At 62.3% G+C, this 12,484-nt stretch carries 11 protein-coding genes; 1 reads left to right on the top strand and 10 read right to left on the bottom strand.

The window, feature by feature from the left end; translation table 11 throughout:
* Positions 1 to 27: 27 nt before the first annotated feature.
* From KHU30_RS15265 to KHU30_RS15255, 3 genes are all read right to left on the bottom strand, one after another.
* Positions 28 to 552, bottom strand: a complete 525-nt coding sequence (locus tag KHU30_RS15265) for a cytochrome b (RefSeq protein ID WP_211443480.1) — start codon at positions 550 to 552, stop codon at positions 28 to 30.
* Between the two features lie 200 nt (positions 553 to 752).
* The gene (locus KHU30_RS15260) at positions 753 to 1,907 is read right to left on the bottom strand and encodes a hypothetical protein (protein ID WP_211443479.1); all 1,155 of its coding nucleotides are present in this window, start codon (positions 1,905 to 1,907) and stop codon (positions 753 to 755) included.
* Positions 1,908 to 1,930: 23 nt separating this feature from the next.
* The gene (locus tag KHU30_RS15255) at positions 1,931 to 3,628 is read right to left on the bottom strand and encodes a SulP family inorganic anion transporter (RefSeq protein WP_211443478.1); all 1,698 of its coding nucleotides are present in this window, start codon (positions 3,626 to 3,628) and stop codon (positions 1,931 to 1,933) included.
* A 259-nt stretch (positions 3,629 to 3,887) separates the two neighbouring features.
* On the opposite strand from KHU30_RS15255, the gene KHU30_RS15250 reads away from it, so the two are divergent.
* The gene (locus tag KHU30_RS15250) at positions 3,888 to 4,790 is read left to right on the top strand and encodes an NAD-dependent epimerase/dehydratase family protein (protein WP_211443477.1); all 903 of its coding nucleotides are present in this window, start codon (positions 3,888 to 3,890) and stop codon (positions 4,788 to 4,790) included.
* Positions 4,791 to 4,821: 31 nt separating this feature from the next.
* Here the strand turns inward: KHU30_RS15250 and KHU30_RS15245 are convergent, their stop codons facing one another.
* The 7 genes from KHU30_RS15245 to KHU30_RS15215 all read right to left on the bottom strand — a co-directional run bounded on the left by KHU30_RS15245 (position 4,822) and on the right by KHU30_RS15215 (position 12,168).
* On the bottom strand, positions 4,822 to 5,721 hold the full coding sequence (locus KHU30_RS15245; protein WP_211443476.1) for an efflux RND transporter periplasmic adaptor subunit: 900 nt from the start codon (positions 5,719 to 5,721) through the stop codon (positions 4,822 to 4,824).
* Between the two features lie 43 nt (positions 5,722 to 5,764).
* Positions 5,765 to 5,968, bottom strand: a complete 204-nt coding sequence (locus tag KHU30_RS15240; protein ID WP_061943467.1) for a DUF1656 domain-containing protein — start codon at positions 5,966 to 5,968, stop codon at positions 5,765 to 5,767.
* Between the two features lie 2 nt (positions 5,969 to 5,970).
* Positions 5,971 to 8,094 (bottom strand): FUSC family protein, encoded by a 2,124-nt coding sequence (locus tag KHU30_RS15235; protein WP_211443475.1) that lies wholly within the window; start codon positions 8,092 to 8,094, stop codon positions 5,971 to 5,973.
* A gap of 12 nt (positions 8,095 to 8,106) precedes the next feature.
* The gene (locus KHU30_RS15230) at positions 8,107 to 9,633 is read right to left on the bottom strand and encodes an efflux transporter outer membrane subunit (RefSeq protein WP_211443474.1); all 1,527 of its coding nucleotides are present in this window, start codon (positions 9,631 to 9,633) and stop codon (positions 8,107 to 8,109) included.
* Positions 9,634 to 9,929: 296 nt separating this feature from the next.
* Positions 9,930 to 10,202, bottom strand: a complete 273-nt coding sequence (locus KHU30_RS15225; RefSeq protein WP_211443473.1) for a DUF4148 domain-containing protein — start codon at positions 10,200 to 10,202, stop codon at positions 9,930 to 9,932.
* Positions 10,203 to 10,565: 363 nt separating this feature from the next.
* Positions 10,566 to 11,690, bottom strand: coding sequence for a tRNA 2-thiouridine(34) synthase MnmA (mnmA, locus tag KHU30_RS15220; protein ID WP_211443472.1), 1,125 nt, complete (start codon positions 11,688 to 11,690; stop codon positions 10,566 to 10,568).
* Entirely contained in the window at positions 11,677 to 12,168 is a 492-nt protein-coding gene (locus KHU30_RS15215; protein ID WP_098493955.1) for an NUDIX hydrolase, read from the bottom strand. The genes mnmA and KHU30_RS15215 overlap by 14 nt, the downstream gene beginning before the upstream one ends.
* Positions 12,169 to 12,484: the final 316 nt, after the last annotated feature.

Genomic DNA, 12,484 nt, shown 5'->3' with positions numbered 1-12,484 from the left:
GAAAATTCCTTTTGTTTGATTGAGGGACTAGGGCAGCATGCGTTTCAGCACGCCGTCGCGATCGATGAAGTGATGCTTGAGCGCCGCCAGCACGTGCAGCGAAACCGCGCCCAGCATGATCATGTTGAGGGTGTAGTGAACCAGTTTCAGGACGGGCTTGAGATCCGGGTTGGTGGCGATCAGCACCGGCATCGGCCAGATGCCCAGGTAAGTCACCGGCACGCCGGCCGCCAGGCTGTAGAAATAGCCGGACAGCGGCACTGCGAATATCAGCACATACAAGAGCACATGCAGGCCATGCGCGGCCATTTGCTGCCAGGGCTGCATGCTGGCCGGATAAGGCGGCGCGCCCTTTGCCTTGCGCCATAAGAGGCGCAGGCAGGCCAGGCCGAACACTGTCACGCCCAGCCATTTATGCCATGAAAAGTATTTCAGCTTGGTGGGCGTGAGGCCGGGAATATCGACCATCGTCAGGCCCAATGCAAAAGCTGCAACGATGAGAATAGCGACCAGCCAGTGCAGCACGATGGCTGGGATTGAGTAACGTTGCATAAAGTATCTGGAAGTATCTGGACGTAAATGTAACAGCGAAAATAGGATTCAGAAGCGCCATTGCCGGCTGCATCCCTGAAGGCCCATGCATCCGGGTATGACCTGCAAAACGGCAGCGAGTTTCCGTCATCGCATTCAGCGAGTCGCTATAGTATCGGAAATTTCTGAACCATGTTTTTCCGCGCCGCCCCGCGCCGTTGTTACGGCTTGCGCCGATAGCTGCCCTCGATGGCAGGGGCGCCGTTCATGTCGTCGCCGGGACCGTATAGCGAAATCACCACCTTTCCTGGGGTTGCCGAAGGGCTGATGCGCAGTTGTTCGACCTGTATCTTGTCGATGATGCACGCGCTGCCCGGGTCGATTTGCAGCCGGACTTGCTGCGAGCTGCTTTCCAGCACATGGGTCCTGGCTTGGTTGCAGGCGAGGGCGTTCACCGTATGCGCGGAGATTGCCACCGCGTCGCCCGAATAGATTTCAGCGTAAGGAGATGGCGTGGCGCTGGTCGGCAGCCATGCGCCGCTTGCCCAGCGCGGCACTTGCGGCGGAGGTGGCGGCGGAGGTGGCGGCGGGGCTGCAACCAGCGGCACGGCCGGCTCCGCCGATTCGGCCGCAACCGCCGCTGGCGCCATGACGGTTTCTTGCGGCAGTGCGGATGGCGCAGGATCTGCTGCCGGCGCTGCGCCAAGGTCCGGTGGCGCAGGTGGAATCGGCAGCATCGGCGGCATTGGCGCATTCGGCTCCGGCGCTGTCATTGCCGTCATTGCTGCCGCTGCTTCCGGCGCTGGATCTGCGGCTGTCGGCGGCGCCGACAGCGGCGCCTCAGGCTCCGGCGCAGTCATTGCCGTCATTGCTGCCGCTGCTTCCGGCGCTGAATCCGTGACCGTTGGCGGCACTACCTGCTGGGCTTGCGCCTCGACCGGCGGCATGGCGAACAAAGGTTCTGGATTGGTTGCCGGCGCTATTGCCGTTACGGCAGGCCGGGCGGCTGGCGGGCTGGCGCCGCCATTCACGCCCAGCAGAGTCGGCAGGAGCGCGATGGCGGCCTGCCTTGAGATGGAAACACGCATCTGCGGTGCGTCGATTGCGCTTTGGACGCGGGACGTACTGACCGCCTTGCCGTCGATCAGCACGGTCAGGTCCTGCTCCAGCGCCGCGCTGGTGGCCGCCTGCATGCGCTGTTGCGCGTCCTGGCTGAGCGTCACTTCCAGTTCGATGGAATCCGGATTGCCGTTATAGGTATCCCTGATGTTCAGGCTGATTTCGGTGAAATCGCTTTGCGAGGAAAAGGCGATTTCGGCGGCATTGGCTGCTGCCGTCGCGCTGGCCGCAAATGCCGCGCAAAGCGCAGCTGTCATTATTTTCCAGCGTGCACGCATGATTATTCTCCCTGGACGATATCGGTAGCTTGCTTGGTTGGCTGTTGCGCCGTCAACGCCAGGTGCACTGCCTCGGCGACGCTCAGCGCACTGAGAGAGGCGGCCGGGAAGGCAGGCGCGACAGCGTTTTTCATGATGTCGTAAACCGGATCCTTGAGGCGCGCGAGCAGCAGCCGCAAGCCGCTGGCGCTGACGAAGCTGAAAAAATCGTGCAGGCCTTCCAGGCTGGAACTGTCCAGGTCGGGCGATTCTTCCAGGCTGAGGATCACGGTGTGCAGTCCCGGCGCGGCGGCGATGGAATGGCGCGCCTGGTTCAGGATGCGTTCGGCGTTGGCGAAGAACAGCGGCTCATTCGGACGCAGAATGATGATGCCGGCTACCGGCTGGGCGGCCGGATGGGTGCGCATGTTGACGAAGTCATGCGTATCGCCGAGCTGTCCAAGGATAGAAATGGTGGATTGCGAAAACTGCCGCAGCATCATGAAGATACTGATCACGATCGATGCCAGCAGGCCGTCCAGCACGCCCAGCAACAGCACGGCGATGACCGAGGCGATCACCACCAGGCGGTCGCGGCGCCACTGGAAGTAAGGGCGGAACACCATCGGATTGAGGGTATGGCTGACAGCGTGGATCACGATTGCCGCCAGCACCGGCTCCGGCGTCAGGGCTATCCCCGGCAGCAAGGTCAGCACGATCGCCAGCATCACCAGCGCCGCCACCCAGCCGGACAGGCGCGAAGTAGCGCCGGCCGCTTCATTGGCGGAGGTGGCGGAATAACCGGCGCCGACCGGCATGCCGTGGAACAGGCCGGACAGCAGGTTGGAGGCGCCCAGCGCCAGCAGGTCGCGGTTGGGCGCCGTGGTGTCGCCGTGCTTGATGGCAAAGCTGCGGATCGCGCCATACGATTCGGCATACAGGATCATGCCCATGGCAAAGCCCAGCTCGCCGAGGCGCAGCCAGTCGGCGCGCGACAGCATGGGCAAGGTCGGCACCGCCAGCTGCAGATGGATGCTGCCGACCAGGCCGACGCCATATTGCTGCAGATTGAGCCACTGGCCGGCAGCGACGCCGATGACGATCACCAGCAGCGCGCCCGGCACCCGCCGCAGCCGCGCAAACAGGAACAGCAGGGCCAGCGCTGCCGCCATGACGGCGACGCTGATCCAGTTCCAGCGGCCGGCCTGCGCCAGCATTTCCGGAATGAAGCGGGTCATGTCGCTATGTTCGGGATGGACGCCGACCACGCCGGCGAACTGCTTGAGAATGATGACGATGGCCAGGCCGAAAGCAAAGCCGCGCAGCACCGGCTTGGCGATGAAATCGGTGACGCTGCCCATGCGCGCCAGTCCCGCCAGCAGGAAAAACAGGCCGGTGATCATCACCAGGCCGATCGCCAGCGTCATGCGCAGGCCGATGTCGCCGTTGGCCATGGAGGCCGTGGCCGCCGCCAGCACTGCCGCGGAGGACGACGTGGCGGAGACGATTGCAAAGCGGCTGCTGCCGAACAGGCCGTAGCACAGCAGGCCGGCGAACAGCGCGATGACGCCGGTTTGCGGCGGCAGGTTGGCGATGCTGGAGTAGGCGACGGCTTCCGGCAGCAGCAGCCCGGCGATCGAGAGGCCGGCTACCAGGTCCGCCGTGACCACGCGCTTCGGCGGCGGATTCAGGTCGGCGTGTTGTGATTGTGCAGCGCTCATGCGCCTCCCTGATGATGAATGTTGATGTTCTGATTTTATGCTGTTTTCGCAACAATGCGAAGCTGCAACTAGCCGTAGTTGGCCATGACCAAGCAGTTTCCCCTTGTGCGCGACCGTGGGTAATCGTCAAACGTTGTTGAGTTTAAGTCAAATATCATTTGTCGATACACCCATTTTTCTCAACAAACCATGCGCGCATAGTGTCGGTATCGATCGCCGCTCAGGCATCGCTCAGACATAACCCGGATCAGGAGAAAACATGCAGGTATTTATCACTGGAGCAGGCGGATTCATCGGCGGCTCTGTCGCCACCCGTTTCATGCGGGAGGGATACAAGGTGCGCGGGCTGGTGCGGACGCCGGAGCAGGCCGAGCGGCTGGCCGCGCTGGGCATAGCACCGGTGCTGGGAACCCTGGCCGACGGCGGCATCCTCAGCCGTGAGGCCAAGCGCGCCGATGCAGTCGTCAATGCCGCCAGCTCGGACAATCTGTTCGCGGTGCAAACCCTGCTCGATGCACTGGCCGGCTCCGGCAAGGCGTTCATCCACACCAGCGGCTCCAGCGTGATCGGCGACGATGCCCGCGGCGACCGGCTGTCGGAGCAGGTGTTCGACGAAGACACGCCGTTCACGCCGGCGCCGGAGAAGGCCGCGCGCGCCGCCCTGGACCAGCTGATCCGCGACGCCGCGCAACGCGATGTGCGTTCGGTCATCCTGTGCAACACCATGATCTACGGCAGCGGCCTCGGCCTCAAGCGCGACAGCGTGCAGATTCCGCCGTTGGTGGCGCAGGCGCGCAGCAGCGGCATCGCGCGCTATGTCGGCAAGGGCGTCAACGTCTGGTCCAATGTACACATCGAAGACGTGGCGGAATTGTATTTGCTAGCCTTGAAGGAGGCGCCGGCCGGCTCCTTCTATTTTGTCGAAAACGGCCAGGCCTCGTATGCCGAGATCGTCGGCGCGATTGCCGCGCGCCTGGGACTGGGGCCGGCGCAATCGTGGCCGATGCAGGACGCGATCGATGCCTGGGGATTCGGCCACGCGGTATATTCCTTCGGATCGAACAGCCGGGTGTCGGCGGCCAAGGCGCGCAGGGAACTGGGATGGCGGCCGCGGCACGCCTCGGTGCTGGACTGGATCGGGAACGATATGCAGCTGGATTGAAACAAAGCCTGGGATTTGCCCCAGGCTTTGTTTATTTTGCAGCCGTTACGGGGCGCTGTCCCGGCTTGACGATGACGGTGCAAGTCATGCCGGCCGCCAGCGTGATCCCGTCCGGCACCTTGTCGATATGGATGCGCACCGGCACCCGCTGCGCCAGCCGCACCCAGTTGAAGCTGGGGTTCACATTGGCCAGTCCATAAGTGCCGAGCGCATTGTCGCGGTCGGTGATGCCGCGCGAGATGCTGTCGACATGGCCGTTGATGATCTGCTCGCTGCCGAGCAGGCGCATGTCGACCGCGTCGCCGACCTTCATCAAGGGCAGCTTGTTCTCTTCAAAATAGCCGTAGACCCAGAATGAATTGGCGTCGATCACCGCCAGCTTGGGCGATCCGGCCTGGGCAAAATCGCCGGCATGCACGTTCAGGTTGGTGATCCAGCCGTCTACCGTGGCCCGCACTTCGGTGCGCTCCAGGTTCAGCCTGGCGCTGTCGCGCGCGGCCAGCGCGGCCTGGTACAGGGCCTGGGCGGCGGAAGCGTCGGCGCTGGAATTTTCCCGGTTTTCATTGGAGATGACATCGCCATCGAGCTTGGCGCGGCGCGCGGCGTCGCGCTGCTTGGTGGTGAGTCCGACACGGCGTTCGGTCACCTGCGCTTCCGCCTGCGCCAGCGCCAGCACATAGCGGGCCGGATCGATTTTCATCAGCAGGTCGCCCTTGTGCACATAGCCGTTGTCGGCCACCGGCACCGCCACCACGATGCCGGAGACGTCGGCGGCGACGCTGATGACGTCGGCGCGCACCCGGCCGTCGCGGGTCCAGGGCGTATTCATGTAGCGGTCCCACAGCGCGCGCGCCAGCAAGACGGCAATCAGGACCACAAGCAGGGTGATGATGACCTGCAGCAGGGTTTTCAGGAGGGTGGATGATTTCATGGCGACCTTAGGACAAATTTTCTACAGCGAATTAAACAAGGCATTACACAACATGCAGCAGCAGCCCGGCGCCGCCGAAAATGCAAAAGAACAGGGCGATGCGGAACAGGCTGGGATGCCAGACATAGCGGTATAGCCCGAGGCGGGTAAACAGCCAGTCGACCGCCATCTGCAGGAACAAACAGGCGATGAAGACCAGCAACAAGGTCGGGATGAGTGCATCGAAGAGGGCGATTTCGCGTGGCATGGTCAATTCCCGGTAGTGGTGTCGGTGGCTGGTTTGAGGGGTGATAGCGGCGCCGTGGTTTCGGCCGGCGTCAGCACGGTGACGCGTTCCAGCATGGCGCCGCGCATCAGGTGCAGGTTGGCCAGCACCGCCGGCATCTCGGCGCACGCGGCAATCGCCGCCAGCACGGCATCGAGCGCTGCCCGCAGGCGGCTTTGGCTGGGGCGCGCAAACAGATGGGCGATGCCGCCTATGCTTGCCTCGATCTTGCCGTGTACTTCCGGATTGCCGATGCTCAGGGCTTCCTGGCGCAGCTGGATCACGGCGCGGCCGACTTCCAGCACCGACAGCAGCCAGGTCATGACGGCGCGGTCGTCTTCGTTATCCAGCGAATGGGTGATCGCAAAGCGCGACAGCAGGTCGCGGGTGCCGCTTTCAAAACGCCCGGCAAGGCCCGGCAGCGGCCTGCTGCAGGCTTCCACCACCTGGTTGCGCAGGGCGCGCGCCAGGCGGCGCTTGATCCAGCGGCTGTCGGAGGGATCGATGATCTGGTACATCACGGAAGCGATGGCGACGCCGAGCAGGCCGCCGGCCATGCCGTTGAGCAGTTCCAGCATGTCGAACTGATAGTTGCTGCCGATGCTGGCGTAGGAAAAGAAAAACAGCAGGATGCCGGTGCCGATGCCGGCGTATTTCCTGGTGGTGGTGAGCCAGGCGCCGATCAGGATGAAGGGCGCCAGCGCAATGCACAGCATGGTGAAATTTTCGGCCTGCGATTGCAGGTAGTAGGCCGACAAAAAGCCGAAAAATCCGCCCAGCGCGCCGCCGATCATGAATTGGCGCACTACTTTGATGGGCGAGGGAGCCGCCGCAAACAGGGCGCTGACCACGGTTGCCATCACCACCGCATCGGTGCCGGAAACCCAGCCGGTCTGGATCCAGAACCAGGCGGAAAGGATGAAGCCGATTGCCGCCCGCAGCGCCGAGGTGACGATCAGGGTCGGATCGGTGCGCGCGACATAGTGCGCCGGCAGCTGGACGTCGTCCGCCATATGCATCTCGGCCTGGATCACAATGGCATGGATCCTGGCGTAGATCAGCAATTCGTCGGCGAACCTGGCCAGCAGTTCGGTGGCGGAATCGAAATCGAGCAGGTGACTGCCGTCGCCGCCGCTGGCGGCCAGGCCGCGGCGCAGGGCGGCCAGGCGCCCGGGAATTCCGTTGCGGACCTGTTTCAGCTGCGCGCGGTCCTGGCTGGAGAGGGCGCGCGCAATCGCCCGGTACTCCATCATCAAGGCATCCAGCGTGCTGCGCTTGCCGGCTGCCTGCAAGCGGCCGAACAGCTGGTCGAGCGAGTGGAAGGTGGTGGATGCGGTCATGAAGGCAGTATTCAACTGGCGCAGCTGCAGGCTTTGCAGATGGCCGCTGGCGCTTTCGAATACCGAGGAAGTGCGCAGCGCTTCCAGCGAAATCACTTCGCCGATAAAGCGCAGCACCATGCGTTCGCGTGCCGGCCGCGGCATCGCGGCGCTGTCGTCCAGCGCGATGAATTTCTTGAAGTCGGCGAAGCGCTTGCGCACCGTCAGCAGCAGGACGTCGGACAAATGCTTGGGAAACAGCACATCGCTGACCACGCCGGCGCACAGCAGGCCCAGCATCACTTCGCTCAGGCGCGTCATGGCGATGTCGAAAGCCTGGGCCGGCTGCAGTGCGGCCGGCAAGCCGACGATGACCAGGGTATAGCCGGCCAGCACGAAGGCGTACGACTGGAAGTTGCGGAAGATGGTCGAGCCGGCGGTGCAGAACGCCAGCCAGCAGGCGCCGGCCGCCAGGAACAGCACCGGCTGCTGGGTAAACGCGGCAGCCAGGATGATCGATACGATGACGCCGACCGAGGTGCCGATGAAGCGGTAGAAACCCTTCGCCAGCACCAGGCCGCTGCGCGGCTGCAGTACGATGATGACGGTGACCATGGCAGTGCCGGGCTTGGATAGGTCGAACAATAGCGAGAGCCCCAGCGCCATCAGGGTCGCCAGCAGGATCTTGCTGACATGCAGCAGGTCCTGGCCGTGGTTTTCTACCCAGATGACGCCGGCCTGCGCCAGGTGATGCAGCCAGGACTGGCGGATGCTTGCGGTCTCGCTCATGATGGCTGCCGCTTATTTGCCGGCGGCGATGGCGCCGCCTGCCGCTGCCGGCTGCGGCAGGTCGTCGCCGAGGCCGCCGCCCAGCGCCTGCATCAGCTGCGCCCAGCTATCGAGGTAGCCGGCGCGGATCTGGACTACGCGCAATTGCTGCTGCAGCAGCACCAGCTGGCTTTGGATGACGTTGATGTTGGCGATCAGGCCGGCCTGGTAGCCGCGCCTGGCCAGGTCGTAGGATTTCTTCGACAGCGCCAGCGCCTGTTCCGACTGGCCGCGCTGCTGCTGTTCCGATTTCAGCTTGATGATCTGGTCGGCCACGCTTTGCAGGGCCTGCACCAGCGTGTTGTTGTAACTTTCAATCGCGCCGTCGAGAGCAGCGGTCTGGGCGCCCAGATTGGCGCGCAGGCGGCCGCCTTCAAAAATCGGCAGCGAAATGGCCGGACCGGCGCCGCGCACGCCGGAAGATGCGCTCAGGAAGTTGCTGAAGCCGAGTGCCTGCAGGCCGATGAAGGCAGAGATATTGATATCCGGATAAAAGGCGGCCTTGGCGACATCGATATTCTTGTTCATGGCCTCGACCCGCCAGCGTTGCGCGATCACATCCGGACGGCGGCCGACCAGGTGCGCCGGCACGTTGTCGGGCAGGGCGACCGGGAGCTGTGCGTTGCTGTCGCCGCCGTCGGCAGGCGCAGTCAGCGCGGCGGCCAGCAGCGGCCGCTGGATGGCCTCGCCGCTGCCGGGACCTTGGCCGCTCAAGGCGGCAATCTGGTTGCGCAGCAAGGCGATGTTCTCATCGATTTTCTCGATGTTGGAACGGGCATCGGGCAAGGCGGTTTCAGCCTGGGCGACTTCCAGCCGCGTGCCGAGCCCGGCGTTCAGCTTGCGCTGGGCGATGCTGGCGATAGAGGTCTGCTGCGCCAGCGTCGCGCTGGCGATATCGCGCAGCGCGAACTGGGTCGCCAGTTGCAGATAGCCGCGCACCACGGCGCTTTCCAGATTCAATTGGGCGCTGCGGGCTTCGGCGGCGCTGACGTGGACCGTATCCAGCGCCGATTCCAGCGCGCTGCGGTCCTTGTCCCACAAGTCGAGGTCGTAGCCGGCCTTGACGGTGATTTCATTGTCCCAGTTCCAGCTGCCGCCCAGCGGCGGCGGGAAAATATATTCCTCGGAATACAGGCCGCGCGTGCTGCTGGCCTCGGCGCCGACCTTGGGCAAGGTTGCTGCGCGCGCCACGCCGGCCAGTGAAGAAGCCTGGCGGATGCGGGCCTGGGCGATTTTCAGGCTGGGGCTGTCGGCCACGGCCTGCTGCACCAAGGCATTGAGCTGCGGATCGCGGTAATTTTCCCACCAGGCGCTGGTCGGCCAGGCTGCATTGCCGACGTTGCTCAGTGCAGAGCCTGCGGCCAGCGTGCTGCCGTCCGCCAGCTTGGATTGCGGATTGATGCCCGAGAAATCAGCGCAGCCGCTTAACAGGATGGCCAGCGCACAGGCCGTCAGCAGGCTGATGGAAAGTTGAGGCTTGGAAGGGGTAATTGACCGCATGGTGACCCGAAATAGTGGAGCGAAAAAGAGGTCTGAGCAATGATCTGATGAGCTTTTGAAGCGATCTTTTAAAACGTTCTTTTAAAAGGTTCTTCTGAAACGTTCTTCTGAAGCGATCCTTTGACGCGGTCTGTCGATGCAGCGCAACGCCGCTGACCACGCTATGGCATGGCGTGCGGGACCATGACCGGATAATAGCAAAACGCCAGCATTGCTGGCGTTTTGCTTAACCCTTCAGACCTGAAGAGTTACTGTCGCATCAGTGATTAATATTAATTGCCGGTTGCTGTTACGGCTTAGTTGCCGCTGTAAACCGATGGCTCGGTCTTGTCGATCTGGCTCACGACTTCAGCGCGGGTGACCGTCTTGCCGGCGGCAGCAACCGTCGGATACTGGTTGCGCGCCTGGTTCAGCGTGCCGTCTTTTTGCGCTTGCGCAACTTCAGCCTGGACGTCGGCACGCGATTTGGTGGAGACGAACGGTGTTTCAGGCGGATATGGGGTAACTGCAAAAGCGCTGCCGGCAGCGGCTAAAACGGCGAGACCAGCGATAAGTTGTTTGGCATTCATGTTTTTCTCCAATGGTTGATAGATGGCACCGGGCTCGGCGGCACAGGCATGGAGCTATGTTGCCCGTCGGGTCCTGCCTCGGTGAGCGGCGCACTTGCATTGCTGATTCAGTGTTGCTTGTGTGTTGCGCCCATCGATGAAGTTCAGTGTAGAGACTTCACTATCAACAATAAACAGCCTAATTGGAAATTTACTATTCCTATAGTAGCAATAATATTTTGGAACTTATTGTTGCAATTACACGACAAAGTGTGTTTGGGCAAAATTTCGGATTCATTGGGATGAATGATCCGGCCAGGACGGCGCGGAATGCGGGGATGCCCGGTTTTACGCCTGCAAGACGTAAAACCGGCAGATACAGACTCAGGCGAGGTTGCCGGAGGATTCGATAATGCCGCCGCCGAGGCAGACGTCGCCATCGTACAGAACTGCAGACTGGCCTGGCGTCACGGCCCATTGCGGATCGCTGAAGCGCAGCGCGAAGTTCTCGCCGGCCTCGACTTTCACGCTGTCGAATGCACATGCCATGTCGGCCTGCCGGTAACGCGTCTTGGCCGACAGATGGCTGTTTTGCGGCGCCTCGCCGGCGACCCAGCTGAGCTGGCCTGCCTGCAGCGTCGACGACAGCAGCCACGGATGATCGTGGCCCTGCACGATGTACAAGGTGTTGCTTGCCACATCCTTGCGCGCCACATACCAGGGATCGCTGTCGCCGCCGGCGTTCTTGTGCGATTTCATGCCGCCCAGGCCGATGCCCTTGCGCTGCCCCAGCGTGTAAAAGCTCAGGCCGACGTGCTCGCCCACCACGTCGCCTTCCGGCGTTTTCATCGGTCCCGGCTGGTAAGACAGGTAGCGGTTCAGGAATTCGCGGAACGGCCGCTCGCCGATGAAGCAGATGCCGGTGGAATCCTTCTTCCTGGCGTTCGGCAGCTGGATCTGTTCGGCGATCTTGCGCACTTCGGTCTTTTGGATTTCGCCCAGCGGAAACAAGGTGCGCGAGAGCTGCGACTGGTTCAGCCGGTGCAGAAAATAGCTTTGGTCCTTGCTGGCGTCGACCGCTTTGAGCAGCTCGAAACGTCCCGAATCGGCTTGCCGCACGCGGGCGTAGTGGCCGGTGGCGATCAGGTCGGCGCCGAGTTTCATGGCGTGGTCGAGGAAAGCCTTGAACTTGATTTCGGCGTTGCAGAGGACGTCCGGATTGGGCGTGCGGCCGGCCTGGTACTCGCGCAGGAATTCGGCGAATACCCGGTCCTTGTACTCGGCGGCGAAATTCACGGCTTCGATATCGACGCCGATGACGTCGGCCACGCTGACCGCGTCTATCCAGTCTTGGCGGGTCGAGCAGTATTCGGAATCGTCGTCGTCTTCCCAGTTCTTCATGAACAGGCCGATCACTTCATAACCCTGTTGCTTCAGCAGCCAGGCCGAAACCGAAGAGTCGACGCCGCCGGACATGCCGATCACCACGCGCTTTTTAGGAGAGCTCATGTTCTACTCCATAGGCGCTGGGATGGGTATTGAGCATGGACAAGGGCGCGCGCTGGCCGCGCAGGTAGTCATCCACGCATTGCAGCACTTGCGGACTGCGGTGGCGTTCGCTGCAGGCCGCCATTTCGTCGCGCGACAGCCACAGGGTGCGCAGGATGCCGTGATCCAGCGGCTGTTCGTGCTGGGCGCCCAGGTCGCCGCAGAAAGCGAAACGCAAGTAAGTGACCGCTTTGCCGGTGCGCGCCGACACATAACGGGCCATGTACATGCCGACCAGCGCGGTCGGGGTGAATTCGTGCGCTGTTTCTTCCAGCGTTTCGCGCGCGACCGCCTGCAGCAGCGACTCGTTGGGATCGAGATGGCCGGCTGGCTGGTTGATGCGGATGCCGTCACTGGTCGCTTCTTCTATCAGCAAGAAGCGGCCGTCGCGCTCTATGATCGCGGCGACCGTGACGGAGGGTTTCCAAACGTCAGTCATAAATTCCTCGGTTAATCCGATATTTTAACTTGCCTGCCGTTTTTCGATCAGAAGTACCTGTGCAGTGCGAAGAGATGTCCCGATACGGCGACCGGATCAGATTCTAGCCATAATTGCAACAGGGAAGCTAATTTTAGGATAAATAACCTACATCAAGACGCAGGTTGTTTGGCCGCAATTTTTCCGTGTAATATTCCATGCAGATAATTACGGGACAATGTCCAGGCCACCCGGGTGCGGCCGATTGCGCTGTTTCCGACCTGTTTGTGGGGGATTGCCAGGGTAAATCCTCCATAAATCCACAGAATTCTTAACA

This window comes from Collimonas humicola (assembly GCF_018304945.1).
Lineage (GTDB): Bacteria > Pseudomonadota > Gammaproteobacteria > Burkholderiales > Burkholderiaceae_D > Collimonas > Collimonas humicola.
Note: the sequence above shows the minus strand (reverse complement) of the source record. Positions and strands in the feature narration are given on the sequence as shown.

Coding starts and splice junctions, on each gene's coding strand:
- KHU30_RS15235 (WP_211443475.1), bottom strand. CDS start 8,094: ATGAGCGAGACCGCAAGCATCCGCCAGTCCTGGCTGCATCACCTGGCG.
- KHU30_RS15240 (WP_061943467.1), bottom strand. CDS start 5,968: ATGCCACGCGAAATCGCCCTCTTCGATGCACTCATCCCGACCTTGTTG.
- KHU30_RS15255 (WP_211443478.1), bottom strand. CDS start 3,628: ATGAGCGCTGCACAATCACAACACGCCGACCTGAATCCGCCGCCGAAG.
- KHU30_RS15215 (WP_098493955.1), bottom strand. CDS start 12,168: ATGACTGACGTTTGGAAACCCTCCGTCACGGTCGCCGCGATCATAGAG.
- KHU30_RS15225 (WP_211443473.1), bottom strand. CDS start 10,202: ATGAATGCCAAACAACTTATCGCTGGTCTCGCCGTTTTAGCCGCTGCC.
- KHU30_RS15245 (WP_211443476.1), bottom strand. CDS start 5,721: ATGAAATCATCCACCCTCCTGAAAACCCTGCTGCAGGTCATCATCACC.
- KHU30_RS15260 (WP_211443479.1), bottom strand. CDS start 1,907: ATGACAGCTGCGCTTTGCGCGGCATTTGCGGCCAGCGCGACGGCAGCA.
- mnmA (WP_211443472.1), bottom strand. CDS start 11,690: ATGAGCTCTCCTAAAAAGCGCGTGGTGATCGGCATGTCCGGCGGCGTC.
- KHU30_RS15250 (WP_211443477.1), top strand. CDS start 3,888: ATGCAGGTATTTATCACTGGAGCAGGCGGATTCATCGGCGGCTCTGTC.
- KHU30_RS15230 (WP_211443474.1), bottom strand. CDS start 9,633: ATGCGGTCAATTACCCCTTCCAAGCCTCAACTTTCCATCAGCCTGCTG.
- KHU30_RS15265 (WP_211443480.1), bottom strand. CDS start 552: ATGCAACGTTACTCAATCCCAGCCATCGTGCTGCACTGGCTGGTCGCT.